The organism is Leptospira noguchii serovar Panama str. CZ214 (assembly GCF_000306255.2).
GTDB lineage: Bacteria > Spirochaetota > Leptospiria > Leptospirales > Leptospiraceae > Leptospira > Leptospira noguchii.
In genome coordinates, this window is the sequence record NZ_AKWY02000021.1 from 329,823 (window position 1) to 350,594 (window position 20,772).

General features: G+C 35.3%; 14 protein-coding genes. 3 read left to right on the forward strand and 11 right to left on the reverse strand.

Translation table 11 applies throughout. The features are described 5' to 3' along the window. Positions 1–102: 102 nt before the first annotated feature. Positions 103–2,085 carry an acetoacetate--CoA ligase gene (locus LEP1GSC059_RS11805; RefSeq protein WP_017215833.1) on the reverse strand — a complete coding sequence of 661 codons (1,983 nt, stop codon included), beginning with the start codon at positions 2,083–2,085 and terminating at the stop codon, positions 103–105. 133 nt (positions 2,086–2,218) lie between these two features. Here LEP1GSC059_RS11805 and LEP1GSC059_RS11810 point away from each other — a divergent pair, with 133 nt between their 5' ends. Continuing rightward, positions 2,219–2,623, forward strand: coding sequence for a hypothetical protein (locus LEP1GSC059_RS11810; protein WP_017215835.1), 405 nt, complete (start codon positions 2,219–2,221; stop codon positions 2,621–2,623). A gap of 445 nt (positions 2,624–3,068) precedes the next feature. On the opposite strand, the gene LEP1GSC059_RS11820 is transcribed toward LEP1GSC059_RS11810, so the two are convergent. The 6 genes from LEP1GSC059_RS11820 to LEP1GSC059_RS11845 form a co-directional block, all read right to left on the reverse strand. Further along, positions 3,069–3,488, reverse strand: a complete 420-nt coding sequence (locus LEP1GSC059_RS11820; RefSeq protein WP_017215837.1) for a hypothetical protein — start codon at positions 3,486–3,488, stop codon at positions 3,069–3,071. After that, positions 3,485–3,901, reverse strand: a complete 417-nt coding sequence (locus tag LEP1GSC059_RS11825) for a hypothetical protein (protein WP_017215838.1) — start codon at positions 3,899–3,901, stop codon at positions 3,485–3,487. The genes LEP1GSC059_RS11820 and LEP1GSC059_RS11825 overlap by 4 nt, the downstream gene beginning before the upstream one ends. Before the next feature lie 183 nt (positions 3,902–4,084). Then, positions 4,085–4,729, reverse strand: coding sequence for a pyridoxamine 5'-phosphate oxidase (gene pdxH, locus LEP1GSC059_RS11830; RefSeq protein WP_002180305.1), 645 nt, complete (start codon positions 4,727–4,729; stop codon positions 4,085–4,087). Between the two features lie 257 nt (positions 4,730–4,986). Beyond that, complete coding sequence (locus LEP1GSC059_RS11835; protein ID WP_020980787.1) at positions 4,987–10,266, reverse strand: trifunctional serine/threonine-protein kinase/ATP-binding protein/SpoIIE family protein phosphatase; 5,280 nt, start codon at positions 10,264–10,266, stop codon at positions 4,987–4,989. A 9-nt stretch (positions 10,267–10,275) separates the two neighbouring features. After that, on the reverse strand, positions 10,276–10,941 hold the full coding sequence (locus LEP1GSC059_RS11840) for a transmembrane-type terpene cyclase (RefSeq protein WP_002180357.1): 666 nt from the start codon (positions 10,939–10,941) through the stop codon (positions 10,276–10,278). 7 nt (positions 10,942–10,948) lie between these two features. Then, positions 10,949–12,067, reverse strand: coding sequence for an oxygenase MpaB family protein (locus LEP1GSC059_RS11845; RefSeq protein ID WP_002180326.1), 1,119 nt, complete (start codon positions 12,065–12,067; stop codon positions 10,949–10,951). Between the two features lie 97 nt (positions 12,068–12,164). Between LEP1GSC059_RS11845 and LEP1GSC059_RS11850 the strand changes: the two genes are divergently transcribed. Both LEP1GSC059_RS11850 and LEP1GSC059_RS11855 read left to right on the forward strand, forming a co-directional pair. After that, positions 12,165–13,571: an OmpP1/FadL family transporter gene (locus LEP1GSC059_RS11850; RefSeq protein WP_002180302.1), complete on the forward strand. Its 1,407-nt coding sequence runs from the start codon at positions 12,165–12,167 to the stop codon at positions 13,569–13,571. A gap of 597 nt (positions 13,572–14,168) precedes the next feature. Beyond that, a complete protein-coding gene (locus tag LEP1GSC059_RS11855) occupies positions 14,169–15,374 on the forward strand; it encodes an Lcl C-terminal domain-containing protein (RefSeq protein ID WP_036027189.1) in 1,206 nt (401 codons plus the stop codon). Positions 15,375–16,575: 1,201 nt separating this feature from the next. Here the strand turns inward: LEP1GSC059_RS11855 and LEP1GSC059_RS11860 are convergent. Genes LEP1GSC059_RS11860 through LEP1GSC059_RS11875 form a run of 4 tightly spaced genes read right to left on the reverse strand, consistent with a single transcriptional unit; the run spans position 16,576 to position 20,352 of the window. Then, the gene (locus LEP1GSC059_RS11860; RefSeq protein ID WP_002180333.1) at positions 16,576–17,646 is read right to left on the reverse strand and encodes a sulfate/molybdate ABC transporter ATP-binding protein; all 1,071 of its coding nucleotides are present in this window, start codon (positions 17,644–17,646) and stop codon (positions 16,576–16,578) included. A 1-nt stretch (position 17,647) separates the two neighbouring features. Next, the gene (gene cysW, locus LEP1GSC059_RS11865; RefSeq protein ID WP_002180360.1) at positions 17,648–18,487 is read right to left on the reverse strand and encodes a sulfate ABC transporter permease subunit CysW; all 840 of its coding nucleotides are present in this window, start codon (positions 18,485–18,487) and stop codon (positions 17,648–17,650) included. Next, positions 18,484–19,329, reverse strand: a complete 846-nt coding sequence (gene cysT, locus LEP1GSC059_RS11870) for a sulfate ABC transporter permease subunit CysT (protein ID WP_036027187.1) — start codon at positions 19,327–19,329, stop codon at positions 18,484–18,486. The genes cysW and cysT overlap by 4 nt, the downstream gene beginning before the upstream one ends. Before the next feature lie 21 nt (positions 19,330–19,350). Then, complete coding sequence (locus LEP1GSC059_RS11875) at positions 19,351–20,352, reverse strand: sulfate ABC transporter substrate-binding protein (protein WP_017215839.1); 1,002 nt, start codon at positions 20,350–20,352, stop codon at positions 19,351–19,353. Positions 20,353–20,772: the final 420 nt, after the last annotated feature.

Genomic DNA, 20,772 nt, shown 5'->3' on the forward strand with positions numbered 1-20,772 from the left:
AATCTGCTCCGATGTTAGGACAGAGAATTCTAAGTTCTTTATCGAAAAAATTCAAAAATAAATACAATTCATATGTCTTCATATAAAATACATAATTTGTTCCTAATCCTCTTTCAATTCTAAAATATTTTTATAATATTCTAAACTATCCGGATTACTCAAGGCCTCTTTATTTGTAACCGGTTCTCCTTGTACCGTTTTTTTGACAGCGATTTCTACTTTTTTCATATTGATCGTATAGGGAATATCCGCGACCTCAAGTATTTTAGAAGGAACGTGTCTCGGAGAAATTTTTTCCTTAATTTCTCTTTTTAAAGTTTGAACGAGAGAATCTTCCAATTTTTTTCCAGGAATCATTTTCAAAAACAATACGATTCTTACGTCTTCTTTCCAATCTTGACCAATGATGACGGAGTCCGCAATTTCTGAAAAAGTTTCAATCAAACCGTAAATATCGGAGGTTCCAATTCTTACACCACCCGGATTGAGAGTTGCATCTGACCTTCCATAAACCACAAGTCCCCCGTTCTTTTTTAATTCCGCAAAATCTCCGTGGCACCAAACCGAAGGATACGATTCAAAATAAGCAGACTTATATTTTTTTCCTTCAGGATCTTTCCAAAAATAAAGAGGCATAGAAGGAAAAGGTTGTTTGCACACAAGCTCTCCTTTTTGTTCTATTACGGATTTTGCAGATTCATTCCAAATCTCCACGTCCATTCCGAGGCCTCTGCATTGTATTTCTCCTTCGTAAACTGGCAAAATCGGATTTCCCAATGCAAAACATCCGTTTAAATCCGTTCCTCCCGAAATAGAAGAAAGTTGAAGATCCTTTTTCCAATTTTGATATACGTATCTAAAACCGGATGTAGTAAGAGGAGAACCAGTAGACAATACGGTTCTTATAGAGGAAAGGTCAAGGTTCTTGGGTTGAAATTTAGATTTTTCTAATGTAAGAATATACTTAGCTCCTACGCCAAATACGTTTATCTTTTCTTCGGAAGCAATCTGAAATAAAATCTCCTCTGTGGGAAAAAAAGGATTTCCGTCAAACAGCACTAAGGTGGCTCCAATCGACAAGGAACTTACAAGCCAATTCCACATCATCCAACCGCACGTAGTATAATAAAAAATTCTTTCTCCAGGTTTTAAATCGCAGTGAAGCGCTAATTCTTTCCAATGATTGATAAATACTCCAACTCCTTGAACCATACATTTGGGAAGTCCAGTCGTTCCAGAAGAATACATAATATAAATCGGATGATCAAAACTTGTCTGATAAAATTCGAGCTGACTTCCTTCGTTTTCGAGAAGAATAGTTTCAAAAAAATGAATGTTCTTTTGAGGATAATCTTTTGGAAGAACTGTCACTGTTCGATTTTTAAAATGTAAAATCCCATTTTTATAATCGGATACAATAACAGCTTCTATAGAAGGAATAGATTCAAGAATTTGATTTAGATTTTCTGCAAGAGATAAATCCTTACCTTTAAAAGAATATAAATCTGTGGTAAATAAAATTTTAGGTTCAATTTGGCCAAATCGATCTAAAACCCCTTTTACGCCGAAGTCTGGAGAACAAGAACTCCAAATCGCTCCGATAGAAGTAGCGGCTAACATTGCGATCACAGTTTCAGGTACATTAGGCATCAAACCCACGACCCTATCTCCAGGAACCACTCCTCTTTTTTTCAGATCCTTTGCGATTGCACCTACGTAAGAGCGCAATTCCGCATAACTTACTTCTCTTCTAAAGCCGTCCTCACTTCTATAAACCAACGCGGGAAAAGAATCGGTTCTACGAAGAAGGTTTTCCGCAAAGTTCAGTTTCGCTCCCGAAAAAAATTTGGAGTCGGTAAAATTCGATCCGCTTTGATATACAAGATCGTATTTTTGGCTATGTACAACTTCAGAAAATTCCCAAATACTTTCCCAAAATAATCCGATTTCATTTACAGACCAAACTCTGAGATCTTCAAACGTAGAAAGAAAAAGATTCTTTTTTTCTTTGAGAAATTTTAAATATCGAACTATATTAGAAGACTCAATTCGATCGGAGGAAGGCGCCCATAAATTTTGATCCATGTAAAACTCGATTTCGTTTTTTTAGCTCACTATATCATTTTTTTAGAAAGTTAGGGTCAACATGAATTTTGATTGAGGAACAAACCGCTCCGTTTATGTTTTGAAAAAACAGATCTGAAAAAGAGAAATTCAATTGGACTCATTTGAACATATTCATTTTGCCGAAACCATTTTGATCGTATCGGGAATCATTTATACTCTACACGGTTTGATCCATCAATTGATCGTAGGAGCCGCCGTAGGTTTTTTTCAATATCCGGAAGAAAGACAATCCAGATTGATCCTAATGATGTGGATCACTTCAGGAGCGTTTATGAGTTTTTTAGGAATCCTTCCCGCAATTTTAATTTTATTTTTTGGACCACAACCACCGGTCATAACAACCTTGATCGTGGAAACGGTCGCGGTCGGATTTTTATCGCTTCATATATTTCTTTCCGGATATAAAACCCATACACAACCCATCAAGATCGGTTTCTTTTTAAGTTTAGGTTATACGATCGTTTTAAGCGCTTATCTTTTACATTTTTGGATCTAAAAATTCAATTCAATTTTCTTTTAAAGTATTATGGGTGCTCCTGCACCAAAGATAAAATTCATCAAACAAAAAATTAAAAAGACGCAGGCCGGGCTTGTTACACGAAAAAGGTCTTCGGCATAACTTTTTCTTACGGAAAAAGTTATAAGGCTATCGCCTACGATCGATCAGGCGACCACTTCGCATCCTAACACTCATCACAGATAAAATTTGATTTGAAATACAGTTAAAATGAAATATTTTAAAAAACTATAGTTGTTAAAAATGAATCCTCCATCCATTTCTGTTTTATGAAAACAGTCAATTGAAACAGTTTTGTTAATCTGGGCTATGGAATTTTTCAACAACTCTACTAAAAAAATATTTTTTGCAATTTCAAATAACACAAATAACATTTAAAAAAATTAATATATAAAAATAATCTCCAAATTTAAATTTAGAAAATTTATCTATTCTTGTAAAAAAATCCTTTCAATTGATTTTTACAATGATCTTCTGCTGTTTCAAAAGTATAAGCGTCTTTATAGAACGTCAATTTCAAAGTATCTATATAACAATCTCCAACCGAATTTTGATCAGAACAGACTTCATTCAAACGGACATCCGAATTAGACATCTTGCATAAGATCGAAAACGAATCGGAATAAAAATTTTCATAACATACAGAATCTGTAATACTATGACAGGATGTTTTTTCAGAATTACTCGTTAAAAACAATAAAGAGCTAATAAACGTCTCTCCCCGAGTCGGCTCACAAGAACAAGCACCTAATCCATAACTACAAGGGAGAATTACATAAGCGATCAGAGTTGTAATCGAAAAAACGATCATACAATAAAAAAATAATTTTGATTTAAATTTCATAAAAACACCCCTCCGTTACTTTCACAATTTAATCTTGCGGTTGAATAGTTCCAATTTTGAGGAGCTGTTGCATAATAAAATTTGATCTGAGTAGATTTTGTAGATTGAGAATTAAAAGAACACTGACCTACTTTATTTGTTTGAATACAAGATTGATCGATTTCGAAAATACCTCCCATATTTTTACAAAAAACAGCAACTGTACCTTCATATTGAATTTTTGAAAACTCAAGACAATAACTTTTAGAAGTAGATATACACCTTCCATCGGAAGTAGGCGGATTTAAAAAATACGTAGCAAATAAAACCGCAATCCCGTCCGCATCGTCGTTATCCGGACAATTACAGGGCCTCAGACAGTGGAATAAAAAAAACGTCACAAATAGAAATGGTAAATATTTTACATGTCGCATAACAAAATAGACCTACAAACTTTTTAATATACGAATTGTTCAAATCAAGAAAAAATTAAAAATTTATTTTATAAATATAAGAATTGTTGAAAAATTAGCAATTAAAACGTTTATTAAAAAATAAAGGAAGGTTCCAAAGTCAAACGGTTAAAACAAAAAGAATATTCTAAAATTAAAATATAATCAGGGAGCGACTCTAAATTTTTCCCAAGAAGAGGACGTGTTTCTTTTAAACACAATTCTATCGTGTAAACGGCTGGAACGTCCTTGCCAAAACTCGATCCGATAAGGATAAACCGCATAACCTCCCCAATGATTCGGAAGATCCACTTCTTTATTGTAGTATTGATTGGTAAATTTCTGAAAACGTTCTTCTAAAAATTTACGATCAGGAATTTTTTGACTTTGGGGAGACACTAACGCACCTATCTGAGATTCTCTAGGCCTTGAATGAAAGTATTCTTTAGAAACTTCTCTAGAAACTTTAGTTACGTCCCCTTCGATACGAACCTGACGTTCCAATTCAGGCCAAAAGAAAACGAGACAAACATTTGGGTTTTCTTCCAGTTCCATTCCTTTTCTACTTTCGTAATTAGTATAAAACAGAAACGATTCCTTCAAAATTCCTTTTAATAGAACGATCCTAGCGTCCGGTTTTCCGTCTTGAGTAACAGTTGCGAGAGTCATCGCGTTTGCTTCCAATACTTCCGAGGAAACGGCTTCCTCAAACCATTTTTGAAAAAATAGTACCGGATCGTCTCCTACATCTTCTAACTCTAAAGAGGACAACGTATAACTCTTTCTAATTTCTGAAATTTTAGGATTCATATAGATTGATTTGAAAAGTAAACGTCATTTTAGTAAAAGAAAATTTCTCAAACAAAGTTTCTTAAAAATGTGTTCGTTGCCACAGAATTCATTATTTCTAAATCTTATTCTTTTATCAAATGTAAGAGTTCTCAACATTTTTATGAAACTAAAACATCTGCCTCTATTGGTGCTCGAGAACTCAGCGTCTCACTTCTATTGGCGCTCGAGAACTCAGCGTCTCACTTCTATTGGCGCTCGACAGATCTTAGACAGACTTAAAATACTTCAATTGCGATTAAAGTAAAATCATCCTGAATCGGCGCCCCTTGTAAAAACAAATTTAAATCCTTTTGCATTTTGGAAATCTGATCTTCTGGATTTAACGAGCTGGAAGAATGGATAGAATCTAAAAATCGTTCTTCTCCAAATTCATTTTTATTTGAGTTAAATTGTTCGTAAACTCCGTCCGTAAAAAGAAAAATTCTATCTTCTGGTTTTAATTCCACACTTTCGGAATAATATATAAAATCCTTTTTCAGGCCTAAAATCGCGCCGGTTTTATGTAAAAAGTCAGCCTCCCCATTTCTCCAAATAATCTGAGGAGGATGTCCCGCAGAAGAATATTCCAGAGTATAATCGTTTACATTAATATCTGCAACAACACAAGTTAGGTACAAAGTTTTAAACTTTTCTAAAATTACTACATTCAATTCCTTTAATATATTAGAAGGATTTTTTTCGATCTTTTTAAGGTGTTCATATTCACTTTTGATCGCCATAGTAATCAAAGCGGCCTGGACTCCGTGTCCGGTCGCATCCGCCACAAAAAATCTATAAACACCCGGACGAATTTCGAATAGATCGTAAAAATCACCCCCTACTTCGTCCATAGGTTGATAAGAAACCGAATAAAGAATTCCTGGAAGATTAGGATGATCCGGAAGAATACTACGTTGAATTTTTTTGGAATATAAAAGATCCTTTCGTATGATTTTGAGGGATTGCATCAACTCTTGAGTACGAAGTTCCACTTTTTTTTCCAGTTCGGCGTTTAAACTGGTAATATCTTCATATAGTTTAGCGTTTTCTAATGAAATCGCAGCCTGAGAGGAAAGGATCTCTAAAATTTCCAACCTATGTTCGTCAAACACGTCATAGGTGAGGCGATTTTCCAGATAAAGTACACTCAAAATTTTTCCTTGTTTTGTAATCGGAAAACAAAGAAGAGACTTGGGTTGTTTTTCAATTACGTATGGATTTAAGGAATGAAGAGAATCCTTGGAAGAAGTATTGTTTAATAGTATTTTTTGCCCAGATCGATAACAATAATATACAATCTCAACCGGTAATAACTCGGATGCGGAATCTAAAATCAAAGATTTGGGTAAAATATTTTCTTCCTCAATATCTTGCCCAGTTTCCACATAAAATCCACTTGCTCTAGGAAGAATCAGAAATCCTCTAGTAGCTCCCGCATTCTCCATAATTGTTCGCATTAATTTTTTTAATAACTCGTCTTGTTCTATACTCTCCGAAATAGATTGAGAAGATTTTAATACACTTCTTAGATCCAAGTTTTCTGCGGACTTAAGAATCGTATCTAAAAGAGCTTCTTCTCTGGTATGTAAAAAAATTCCTGCCTCTTCATCTGGTTGTCTGATCGCTTGGATACGATTCGCTTTCGCAGAAGCTCCCCAAGTTCGATACTGTTTTTCCGCAATTTTTAGAAGATAATTGGCATATTGTTTTCGTTCCCTTCCAAACTCCCACATTCCCACGTGTTCATAAACGATCGCTTTTCTCAGGTTGCTATCGTTTTTTTGAAGAGAAGACAAAGCCAACTCGAAAAAAACTTCGGCCTTTGCAAAGTTCTTTTTATATTTATTATATTCTGCTTTTAGAATATGCCAATACGATTCAAAATTATCCGGAAAGGTTTCAGACCAAGTTTTAAATAAAGAAATGGACCTTTTGATAAAATATAAATCCGAAAAACTTAATTTTTTACCAGTTTCCTTCAAACGGATCAAATGAAGGGATTTAAAAAATCTGTATTCGGAATAGATAAAAATGGTCCTAGATCTTTCCAAATCATTTGCAAATTGAGAAAAAATTTTTAAACCTTCTTCCCACTCTCCACGTAGATACGTTTCTTTTCCTCTCAAAACTGCATACCAAGTGTTTGCGGTTCCGTTTGCATTCGGAATCAACACTTCTCGCTCAAAAGTTTCCACGGACATTTCCAAATCTTTGTAAATTACGTTCGGCCGGAAAGGATTTCCCAGACTTCGGATTAAAAAATCGGAACTGGCAGCTATCACGTAAACGGTTTCGTAACCCAATTGTTCCGCTCGTTTTACGTCTTTAGTTAGAATTTCATAATATGATTCCGAATTATCAGAAGAATAAAGTTGATAGATCGTATGTGCGATCAAAGAAAACGCAGCCCAGAGATAGTCTCCGTACTGAATACACTTTTCATAGGCTTCTTCCGAAAGTAATGTCAATTTGGAAAAAGGCACTCTGTAAAAATCAAGCAACATATTCTTTCCAAATAAATATCTACCTTTCACTCGATCCGCATTAAAAACCTGAATGACGTATTCTCCTAAATCCCAATATCTAAGTGCGGTCCGTAAATTTCCAGTCATCGCAAAAAGAAGAGAACCAAAACCAGCATAACCAAAAAAACTGACTGGAGAATTTCCTTCCTTAAGAGTGATATTCATTAGTTTCAAAAAAAGGAATACGAATAACTTACTATCCGAATGTTTTCCATAGTTCAACATATTCGTAAGTATGTTGATGGTTTCTATCTTATAAGGGTTCTGATTTTTTTTAGCTTCCTTCAAACGTTCCGGACTTCTTCCCCTTTGATAATAGACCATCTTTAAAAATTCCAAAACCAGAATCGAAGTCCCGGGTTTTTCCGGAAATTGTACGTTCAAAGATTTAAGCGCTTTTAATCCAACCTTGTAGGCGCCGTCCAAATCGTTTTTTGCGTTCATCACTTCCAATTGCATCAGATAAACGTCAGCGATTTCAATTCGATCGTGAAGTTTAGAAAGTAAAACCTGAACTGCATTCTCGGCTTCAGAAGTTTTAGAAAGAAAATAAGCAGACTCCGCAAATGATTTATAAATCTGAATACATTGATCCTTTCTTTCCTTCCAAGATTCTTCCGTAACTTTTTTCTTAAGAAGAAAAAACAAGTTATAAGCGGTGTTAAACGCCGCAGAAAGTTTTGCTAAATTTCCGGCCAGAACAAGATAACGATTAAAAACTTCTAATTCTTCTTTAGAGTTTATAATCTTTTGAGATTTAACAAGGTGATTTGCAATTTCCTGAATTCTCTCCTGTTTAGAAGAAACTAAATCCGATTCTACTAAAAACCAAGCTAAGTTTTTATGAATTTCGGCTCTTTGATCGGAAACGATTGATTCCACGATTACCTGATTGATTTTATCGTGAGAAAACCGGAACATAATTCCTTCAAAAAGTTTATTCTTATCTAATCCTTCTGCATTCTCTTTTTTTAATATTTGCAAAACTGGATAAAGACTTACCTGAGATTCTTGATAGATTACAATCCCTTGTTTAATACATTCTCTAATTCCAGTTTCTATAATTTCTGGAGAATTTTGAAAGTATTTATATAAAATTCCAAGATCAAAAAGGTTTCCAACACAGGCTGCTACCTTTAAAAGTTTTTGTGTATTTTCTGGAAGTCTAGTAATTTCCTCCGTAAGAAGATCCAATACGTTTTCGGTTACCGTTTTTTTAATGATCTGATCCCAATCTAAACTCCAAATCCCGGAACTCTTTTGGTATTGTATAAAAGATTCTGCATAAAGATTGTTGAAAAACTGATTGAGAAAAAAAGGATTTCCGTTTGTTTTTTGATAGAGAATTTCCGTAAGTTTTTTAGTATCCTCTTCTTGCAGATCCAAACTATCGGTCACATAACTTCGGATCATCATAGGGTCTAAAGGATTTAAGGAAATTTCCTGAAGTAGCATTTCCGAATTTAAAATTCTCTCTCGAAAAGAGTTTAGAAAATCAGAATGTTCTTCTTCGTTTCTACATATCAAAACGAACAACATTCCTTCCCATTCGGTTTGTCTGGATATAAATTCAATAAGAGAAAGAGACGCCGGATCGGCCCATTGAATATCGTCTAATATAAGTAAGGCGGGATTATGCCGATTGAAACAAGAAGATAAAAATCTTAGAATGACTACAAATAAAAACTGGTCATCTTTTTGACTTTGATAATCGGACGAAACAGAATGAACTTCAAGTAAATTGACTATTTCCGGTATAAATTGGGTTAAAAGATGAATGTTATCCCCTAGTTTTTCACGGATTTCTCTTCGGAAAGATCGGATTTCGTATTCGGATTGAGTTAAAAGATGATTGCATAACTCGACTAAAATTTGTCTAAGAGCAAAGTAAGGGATTTCCTTTTTATCTTCTTCAAACTTTCCTTTAAAACTTCGTAATGTATTTAATTCTTTAGAAAGAATTGTATCTTGGATCAAAGAAGTTTTTCCGGTTCCGGATTTCCCCTTGATAAGTATAGCCGCCTTAACCCCGGAATAAACCGCAGAAATTGCCTCCTCTATAATTTCTTTTTCCTTTTCTCTTCCGTATAATTTTTCCGAAATTCTAAACTTATCTTTTTTTTCCGTAAAACCGGGAATAAATTCTAAAACACTTTTTCGAGAACGAATCGAATCGTTTAACATCCTCAGATCGTGTAATAAAGTTTCGAGAGAGAAATATCTTTCTTCAGGCATCTTGGAAAGAAGTTTCATCACTAAACTTGAAATCGGAATCGGTATTTCTTTTCTTTTTTCGGAAATCGCAGCCGGAACTCTGGCAACATGAGCATGGATGATTTCCAAAGGATCATCCGATTCAAAAGGAGGTTTTCCGGTTAAAAATTGATAGAATAAAATTCCGATCGAATAACCGTCCGAACGAAAATCAACAGAACGATTGAGTCTACCAGTCCTTTCTGGAGAACAATAAGCGAGTAACGTAGGAGAAATTTGTAAAGGCGCTAAATTTCCTTTTTCTCCTAAAAGTAAAGAAGAAGAACCAAGCCAAGCAAGTACGGAAGTTTTAGTATCCTTATCATAAAAAAAAGAACTAGGACAAATCTGATTATGAAGAACTCCCTGCGAGTGTAGATGAACCAAATTTCCAGTGATAGAAATGGCTACTTGAAGAAACTCTTCGATCGATAACTGACCCACCTTGGAAATATAATTAGACAGAAGGGAACTTTCTAAATTTTCATAAACGAGACAGTACCGATCCTGAATTTTTATAAAACGTTCCGGTTTTAGAATATGATCGTCTGAAATCAGTTTACCAATTTCATATTCGTTCAAAAAATAAAACGAATCTTCTTCCCGAGTTTTTTCTTTTTGTATCCTAAGAATTTTAGTTTCGGATTCACCTTTTAAAATTCCTCTGTAAATCGTAGAAACGTGATCCTCTAATAGGATTTCCTTTTTATGGAAAGAAGTCTCAGTTCTAATTGACATTTTTATAAATTACTTTCTGGTTTTTGCAAATAGATAAACGTAATAAGCGTCCGCTATAAAAACCAATATTCCAAGACATAAAACAAAATACTCTTTTGGAAAATAGAGAAACAAAAACACGGTAAAAAATACGGTTCCTAAAAATTTACACCACGCAATCGGATAAGAAAATAATCGATTGTCGTTCATAGATAAAAATAAAACCGGATACATTGCGGAAATGAATAGATTGAGTATATAGGCGGAATTAGAACCGGTAAAAAGATCGTATCGATTGACGTAATAAGTATAAATTAGAGCCCCCCAAGACAATAACAAGACCAAAAGTAAAATTCTATATTCTAATGTACTAATAGAAATTTTGAACTGTTTTTGTCCGTATTTAAACACGTTGTAAAAAATTACAACGTCCAAAAGAAACGCAAGTTTATAACCCCAATTCAAAACAATTCCCATGTCTTCTTGGATGACAAATCCCCAAAGAAATTCCCAGACGATGTTCCCACAGGCGATAAATACGGGCATTTCCACAAACTGTTTACGGTTCGAATCCACGATTAACGCAAAATAAACGTATGCCCAAAAAACTACTCCGATCAGTAAAAATACGTTTTCAAGAAGTGTGAACTTTCCTAAATAATAAGGGTCCGTTAAAAATTTTTCCAAGAATCCCATAAGATTTTTATACTCCCCAGTTTCCTTTTAAAGAAGGTGGAATTTCAAACTTAGCCTTCTTACCTTTATAATAAAAATTATCCATTCCTAAGATCAGTTTGGATGAAAAATGCGCGGCAAGTTTTTGGAAATGATCGTTTTCGCTTAGTGTCTTATCGAAACCGGAGATAACTTTTTCTAGGATTTCCCCTAGAATTTCTTTTTCTTCCCAAGGAAGTTCTAAAATTTCACAATTTTCTTTACCTAAATATTTCTGAAGAAAATACAAAGGAACACCGTCCATCAAGTTACCTGGAACCATATATTCCATAAAATCTAACAGAGATTTTGCGAGAACCTTTCCCGCTTCCGATTTTTTTCTTTGATCTTCAAAGATGGAAAGCCCAAGAGCATAAGCATCTTCGTACGTATTGGGAGATAATTCAGGAAGTACTCCTAAGATATAACCCACAACTTTCCAAAGGTGAATGTAAGAATCTTTTTCCTCTTCGTCTAACGTAATTCCAGAAAAAGTCAAACCTTCTAAAATGAGACTAGAGAAAGACTGTAAAGTCCCAGCCATGTCCTGTTGGTTGATCGGCTTTCCCCATTCTTCTTTCCATTGATTCGATTCCAAAATAAAATGACGAATCGAAGCATGCATCAGTCTTACTTTCTGTGCGACTCTGATTCCTTCTCCTCCTTGAGAAAGACCTCCTTCTTTTAAAACAGAAACTACAAATTGTGTAGTTTCCATCAGTCTTCTAAATACTTTTTGTGTGGAACCGTTTTCTTCCACAAGTCGTCCCGTATAAACAAGCACTTCCGCTCCGTTGCCGCAGGTATAAGCCATAGGAAGAGATTTACAACATAAAATCATGAGTATCTGCGGTCCGTATGTAGCAAAGACACGTTCCGCAATTTGAATTTTTTTAAGATCTGCCCACTCTGGAAGAACACTGGTTTTTTCAAAGTATTCCTTGAAGTAAGAAGGAAGTTCCGCCGGTATAGGTCCTAAGTTCTGCGTTAGAATATTGAATAAAGCTAAACTTCTTAGTTTATCTTTATTATCAGATTGAAAGTAATCCTGTATAACCTGATCCGCATAAACGTCTGTTACGGATCTATATTTTATAAAATTTTGCATTCAATTTTCCTCATTGGAGTCACAAACTTTACGAAACCTCCGAAATGTGAAAAGAAAAATAACTTTTCAGAAATTCAAATCTTATAAAGTGTTACACATGCAAAAAACGAAAATCGCATTTCGATTCTATTTTAAAATTTTATTTTTTATCTGGATCGGGTTCATATCCGTAAATTCGTTGTTCGGCGTGGGAGTATTTCAACCTTCTCATAACGCTCGATATGCGGGCATGGCGGGGGTCAATCTTGCAATTGGAGGCTCTCCAATGGATATAGCAACCAATCCAGCAAATTTAGTTCTCAATCCTAAAGGTGGACTTGAGTTTGGAATTGGACTCCCATACATTCGTTCTCAATATAAGGATCGATTCGCGGATACCAATCCAGAAATCGAGTATCATAATTCTCAAAATTATAATATTCTTGCGCCCTTACCTTACTTCGGTTTGACACTTCCGCTCACAGATCGATTGAGCTACGGAGTTGGGATTTATGTTCCGGGAGGAGGAAGTGGTCAGGTAAACGGAATACTCAGATTGACTCCAAACGCTCAATCTCTGAGAGATTGGTCGGGGGTGGACGTTCCCGGACCAATTGGAGATTCAAAAAAGATTAAAGAAGATTTATCCACTACATTTTATGTAGTAAAAGCTACTAACGCTCTAGCATATCGATTCGGAAATTTTTCCGTCGGTGCAGGAATCGAAATGATCTATTCCAAACAAATCGCCAATCAAAAATTTTACGATATTACACATACCTTGGAAATTCCGGGTCAGGGTTTCGATTATAAAAGTAGAAACGCGTATTCTATGGGAGGAATATTCGGATTTTCTTATCTATTTACGGAACTGTTTAGAATTGCGTATTCCTACCAAACCAGAAGTATTCTCCCTTTAGACGGCGGAATGCAGATAGGAATTGGAGACGTCAATAATTACAGAAGAACCGGAGTTTCTGCTACTTTTAATCTTCCCGAAAAACACGGATTAGGTTTTTCTTTTGGAAACGAATCTCTAAAAATCGGTTTAGATTTTTTATATTACAATTACAACTCTTACGATCAAACGTTTAAACAAAGATTAGAAGATCCTTGGTTTCCAACTTTTTTAGGGAAAACAAATACAATCACCCAAAACATAGCGTATCACGACGCTTGGGCGGGAGCAATAGGAATAGAATATAAGTCTGATTCTTTTATTTATAGAGGCGGTTATCGTTATAATACAGGTGTGGTGCGTTCCGAAGGAATCAGCGCTTTACAAGCAGGGATTATGGTCCAACAACTGGCAACTCTGGGATTGAGTTTTCTTTCTGGGAAATGGAGTTTTGACCTTGCAATTAATTATTTATTTGCCAAAAAAATTACAGCAGATCCAGGAAACAACTGGGCGGTATTACATTCCGCGTTTGGCCCGAGCGACATTCGAATATTAAACTATTCTCAATCTTTACAATCGGACGTACCTGCGATATTATTCGGCGCTTCTTATAAATTCGATTGAATAAAAAATTTTTACTTACTATTTGGATGTATAAAAATAATACTTATACTGGATTTGTTTTGTTAGAAAACTATATCTTTGTTAAATCGATTGTTAACTTTTAGTATTATTTTCATACATCCGAGTTAGTCTTAAAAAATCTACTTTTACTAATTTCTATAAAATAGAATATTACGAATTTTAAAACAAATCCACCACATCTAAATCCCATCATTTAGAAAGCCGAGTATGTTTTTTAAGCGGATACTATATTCCAACTTTTGAGACAAACTCATGGTACCCCGACTTCATAACAAATATATAAAAATCAATCAACTTAGGTTTAAGAATCTCTATAAAATAGTTTTTTCATTCTTTATTGATTGATTGCCGCAAAACGACGATTTTATGCAAAAATTTGATTAGATGATTATCTTTTAGATTTTATAAAAGTTTAAATTTCAAATCCATCATTCAAATATTTTTCACAAAACAATCGTTTTGAATCTGAATACAAATTTATCATTTAATCTGTCTCATTCGATAAATTGAGTTGTTTTATAAAAATTGATACGTTACAATTCCAGCTTCTATAGCGCTTGGATCCGATCTATTTTTATGAATATAAAATCTGCATTTTTATTTTTTTCTATAGTATCTAGCTGTATGGTAGGTCCTCCGGATAAACCAGAACCTCCGTTTGCAATCCTACGGTATTTTTTAAGTCCCAGTACAAACGAAAGCGAGGAATCTCAGACAACAACTTCTAACAACACACCAATCACCGTCACACCAGCCCCTAATTTTAATTTAAGCGCGATTAGTGATACGGGACAAACTCAATGTTGGACACCTGGCGGAGTAATCACTGCGTGTTTAAACAGCGGTCAAGACGGAGAATTTTTAAACACTCCAAATTCTCGTTCTTTCACGGGCCCCACACAACATTCACAATATGGAACGGATTATACTACCTTAGACAATATACGAGGGCTTGTCTGGAAAAGTTGTCCCGAAGGTCAAAACGGACCTACTTGTGCTTTAGGAGCCGCAACAGCAATAGATTGGGATACGGCGACTAACGTGGGAGGACCCGGTAGTTGTTCTGACCTAAATAACCGAAACGGAGGAAACGGTTATGCGGGCAGAACCAATTGGAGGATTCCAGAATTTAAAGAATTTATGAGCCTTTATCGTTATTCTACAAACCCGACTCATCCCGAAAATGTACAATTTCCAAATGCGGATATTATCAATAATCTCTATATGACAAACACTACTTATCCACTCAACGTGGCGGAGATTTGGGCTGTTGATTTTTTAACGTTAGGGCTTCCTGCTCAGCCATTTGTAAAAGTAGGTGCGAACGTATTTTTACGCTGCGTTTCCGGAAATCCGTCACCCGTCTTTTCGTTTTTAGACAACGGTAACGGAACGGTTACAGATCAAAACTCGAAACTACTTTGGTCCAAATGTGCATTAGGAAAATCAAATGTAAATTGTACAGCGGGGGTTTTATTTTCAGGAAATAGACAATCCGCTTTCAATGGATGTAATAACTTAAACGTAGCAGTATTTGCAGGAAGAAACAACTGGAGACTACCTAATGCAAACGAATTATTAAGTATTTTAGATCATTCCGGTACTGGGAATCCTGCCATTCCAGCCGCATTTCCAAACTTTCCAGCAAATACTACATTCTGGACCTCCACAACCAATGAAACAACTCTAACCGAGAGTTTAGTGATTAATTTTAATGGAGGCGCTTTATCTAGTTTAACAAAAACTTTGGCAGCAAGTGGAATTTGCGTTACAAATCTTTAATATAGTTAGTTGACTATTTACAAAAAAACTCTTACAATATAAATTTTTAATTCAATAAAAGTCGCCAAATAACGATTTTATGCAAAATTTGTTTAGACAATCATTCTTTTTTAATTTTATAAAAGTTGTATAAAAATAAATAATCACCTAACAAAAGTGGTAGTAGTCCCCACAAATTAAGTCACATTACTAATTTTTAAACATTCGTCCTTTGCGATTCAAATTCATAAGAGTTCCCACATTTTCAAAGTCTAACTGTAAAACCTGAACTTGTAAGAGTTCCCACAAATTATTTTTACAGTAAAACCAGGTTTTATAAAACGAACTTATTACATCTAATTTACGTTAAATTTAACGTGAGCACAGGGCGTAAAAATGAGAAAGAATTTTCTTAAATTAATAAGTTCCTACAATTTTAAATTGGTTCGTAAGACCGTAATCTGCGGTAGTTCCCACATTTTAAGTCACATTACAAATTTTTAAACATTTACTTTTTGTATCAGTTTCCTCATTTTAGAATCGTTCTATAAAGTTCAGACCCCAACTTTTTCAGAAAAATGAATTCCTTATATAAAATTTACGTTAAATTTAGAAAAAATCAATCATCCAGCTAAAACCTGACAAAAGTGAGAGTTCCCACAAATTACATCGCTTAAACGGACTTTGTTCTACTGAAATTTCTGTAGAGTTCCAACACTAGTTTAACGTGAGTTCAGTATAACGCGAAAGGAATCGACGCGGGGAAACTAAAGCAGAACGCTCTCTATGGATCGCGTTCTAAATTGAAATCTACGACGATATGTTGTATAACGTTCTTATATACAATTTATTGACCAGAGCTGAGAGCCGGTCCGGCTGCCTCTAACAGCCGGATTCGCTCAGGTTTTCTAAAAACAGGAATTTACCTCAAAATTTATAAAATCCATAAAAATCAATATTCTACTTTCATAAAATTAGAATCTCTTAAATTACATTTTATAAACTAAAAAACAGAGCATCTCGAATTTTTATTGCAAAAGCTCATTTGAGTGCAAAATATTAAGTATCATTCTGTTATATAATATCAGCAAAACACTACACCCTATTTGTAAAGGTATAACTCAATTCGTCTTTTGGATCAACTCACTACTTAAAAAATTGAAGTTGATTACAAAAACCAAATCTAAAAATTAAAGCGAAACAACTCAAGCCGACAGATCGGTTAAATTGTATAATCCTCAACATAAACCTTTACCTTTTTAAAACGGATATGAACAGTTTCACCGGGAAGTAGATTGAGAGATTGAAACTCGGAAGAATTGAGTTGTGATTCCAAAATAGTTCCGGTATCTAAACGTTTAAGATCTACCTTTACATTTCTACCAGTCGAATGTATGTATTGAATTTCGGCCGGGATCGTCTGCGCTTCGATCGGTTCTCTTAAAATTTCCACATCATATGGACGGACGTAACCAACTGCAGAAGCGTTTTCAATTTCGGAATGTTCCGGAGTATCTACTTTAATTTCTCCAAGTTGAGTTTGTCCTCCTTGAACCCTTCCGTGAAACAAATTTACGTCCCCCAAAAAATGAAACACAAACGAATTTTTAGGATGATTATAAACCTCGTCCGGAGTTCCTACCTGCTCTATCTTACCAGACCTAAGAATGACCACCTTATCAGAAACCTCGAGTGCTTCCTCCTGATCATGAGTCACAAAAACACTCGTAATATGAATTTCATCATGAAGACGTCTAAGCCAATTTCTCAATTCCTTTCTAACCTTAGCATCTAATGCACCAAAAGGTTCGTCTAACAGTAAAAAACGAGGTTCAATAGCAAGTGCTCTCGCAAGTGCAATCCGTTGTCTTTGACCTCCGGAAAGTTCAGAAGGATAACGATTGTGAAAATTCTCAAGTTGAACGAGTTTTAAAAGACTCATAACCTTATCTCTAATCACATTCTTACTCGGCCTTTCGGATCTTTTTCTTACTTCAAGACCAAATGCAATATTTTCAAAAATTGTCATGTGTCTAAACAACGCATAATGTTGAAATACGAAACCCACACCTCTATCTTTGGCGTTCTTTTTACCTACTTCTCTGCCTTCAAAAATCACCTGCCCCTTGTCTGCGTCCTCAAGACCAGCGATGATTCTAAGTAAAGTGGTTTTACCGGAACCGGAAGGACCTAAAAGAGCGACTAACTCTCCGGAAGGAACATCTAAAGAAAGATCATCGATAGCAGTAAAATTTCCAAAACGTTTTACAAGATTCTTAACTTCAATTCCCACGTTATACCTCCTCCTGAAGAAATTCCTCTTTCTTTACGATTTTGATTTTTCTTTCTAAGATCTGTTTTGCAACTAGAGTGATTAAAGATAAAAATACAAGAAGAGAAGCCGCCGAAAAAGCCGCTACAGAATTGTATTCGTTATAAAGTACTTCAATCTGTAATGGTAACGTGTTCGTTTGACCTCGGATATGTCCGGAAAGAACAGAAACCGCACCAAATTCTCCCATAGCTCTCGCATTACAAAGTATAACTCCGTATAACAGTCCGTATTTGATACCGGGCGCAACAATTTTCAAAAACACTTTAATTGGAGAGGCTCCTAAAAGAAGTCCCGCTTCTTCCTCTTCCATTCCTGTTGCTTCCAATAAAGGAATGAGTTCTCTTGCCACAAAAGGAAGAGTAATAAAAATCGTAGCGATCACAAGTCCAGGAGTATTGAATACAATTTTGAAATCTAATTCCTCCAACCAAGGACCAAACCAACCCTGTCTTCCAAAAAGTAGAATAAAAATCAAACCGGAAATAACGGGTGAAACCGAAAACGGAGAATCTATAATCGTAAGTATCCAGCTTTTGCCCGGAAACTCAAAGCGAGTCAACGAGAAGGCGGCAAAAATTCCGAAAATAGTATTTAAAGGAACAGCAATTCCGATTACCAAAAGAGTCAACCTAAAAGCAGAAATGGTATCTGGTTCCAGAATACCTTCCCAATATGCGTCAAAACCTTTAGAAAAAGCTTCATAAAAAACGGTATAAATGGGAAGAATCAAAATAAGACCAGTGAGAAAAAAAACGATACCAATAAGAAAACTTCGAACGATTAACGGTTCTTGTTTCATTTACTTCTCCTAGCAGCGACTGCTTGAATAACATTAATACATAATAATATACTAAATGAAATTACGAGCATTATAAACGCAATTCCGGTCGCCTCTTCGTATTCGTATTGTTCCAGTTTGGTAACAATCAACAAAGGAAGAATTTCAGTTTTACCGGGAAGGTTTCCAGATATAAACACTACGGAACCGTATTCTCCGATTCCTCTCGCAAACGCCATCGCGGCTCCAGTAACCAGAGGGGAAATAAGCTCTGGAAAAATGACTCTTCTAAATATCTGCCAGCGGTTTGCTCCTAAACAATAGGCAGATTCTTCTAGTTCTTTAGGAAACTCTTCTAAAACCGGTTGAACAGTTCTGACTACAAAAGGGAAACCTATAAATACGAGAGCGATTACGATCCCGATCGGAGTATATGCAATTTTAATTCCAAACGGTTCAAAAAATTTTCCAATGATTCCGTTCGGAGTATAAATAGTAGTAAGTGCAATTCCGGCGACCGCAGTTGGTAAAGTAAACGGAAGATCCACTAAAGAATCGAGTAAGGACTTTCCAGGAAAATTATAACGTACTAATACCCAAGCAAATAAAAATCCGATGAACAAATTGATAACCGCTGCCGTCGCCCCCGCTCCAAAACTTAAATAGAGAGCAGCTAAAATCCTTTCGTGAGTAAGTAATTTCCAAAAACCTTCCCAACCAATCCCAGTACTTTTTAAAAAAAGAGCGCCTAACGGAACGATAACTATCAAACTCAAGTAGGTTACAGTTACGCCTAACGTAATACCAAAAGTAGTTTTTCCATAAGGTTTTGTCCTAAAACTGGCCACGTTTTCTCTTTTCAAAATCCAAGATTTTTTTATTCATCATTTTGAAGTAATCTTATCAAAAATGGCTCCGTCAGAAAAATGTTTTTCCTGAGCGTTTTTCCAAGAACCTGCTACGTCTCGAATAGTAAACAGTTTCAAATTTTTGAATATACTTTTATATTTAGACGCTACTTTTTTATCGGTGGGGCGGTAGTAGTTTGTTGCAATCGTTTCTTGACCTTCCGGAGAATATAAAAATTTCAGATAATTTTCAGCGACTTTTAAGGTATTGTGTTTTTCAGCGTTTTTAGTTACGACCGCAACAGAAGGTTCGGCCAAAATACTTACAGATGGAAATACAATTTCTACGTTTGGATTTTTTGCGGTTTCTTGAAGCGCCAAATGAGCCTCATTTTCCCAGGAAATTAAAACGTCTCCAATTCCTCTTTGAACGAAAGTAGTCAAAGAACCTCTCGCACCCGAATCTAATACAAGAACATTTGAATATAAGCTTTTCATAAATGTTTTTGCCTTTTCTTCCGATCCGTATTTTTCTTTTGCATAACCCCAGGCAGCTAAATAATTCCAACGTGCCCCTCCTCCGGTTTTAGGATTCGGAGTAATTACTCCTATCCCCGGTTTTACAAGATCGTCCCAATCCTTAATCCCTTTTGGATTTCCTTTTCGAACCAAAAATACAATTGTAGAAGTATAAGGAGAACTTTGATAAGGGAGTAACTTTTCCCAATCGGTCGAAAGAAGTTTTGTTTTTTCGGCAATTATCTCTATGTCGTGTGCAAGCGCCAAAGTGACTACATCCGCTTCTAGTCCATCGATGACTGCCCTTGCTTGTTTACCGGAACCCCCGTGGGATTGATGAATGACTAAATCTTCTCCGGTTTGTTTTTTCCAATGCGCTATAAATAATTTATTGATTTGCGAATACAATTCCCGAGTCGGATCGTAGGAAACGTTCAAAAGTTTGGTTTCTGAAAACAAAGAAAATGAAACTACAAAACATAGAATCCATAAAGATATTCTTAAAGATCTGGATTTCATTTGGCCCTTCCCGTAAAAAACTTACAACAAAACGAAAAAAAAATCTAATTTATTAGATAATTTGATCCAATATCTTAAGTTGTTGTCTTAAAGTAAAGAATTTTGTGGTGTTTCTAATAACCTTCGGTACGACTTAGAAAAATCACATTGCGAACCTTACTTTGAAAACCTTAAGTAATTGAGTTCAGCCTAAAAAAATGGGAAGAGTATTTTCCAAAAGTATGAATTCCTACAATTTTAAAATTGGTTCGTAAAAATCGTAACTTGCAGTAGTTCCCACATCTATTTTTTTTTACGGAAAAATTGACCTAGGATTTTCTTACGTACTTCTCACGTTGAATCGTTGTGAGAACTACTACTTCTGATACATTTTAACTTAAGTTTGTACAGTGACAGTATTCCCCTGAAACTTATTCTGAA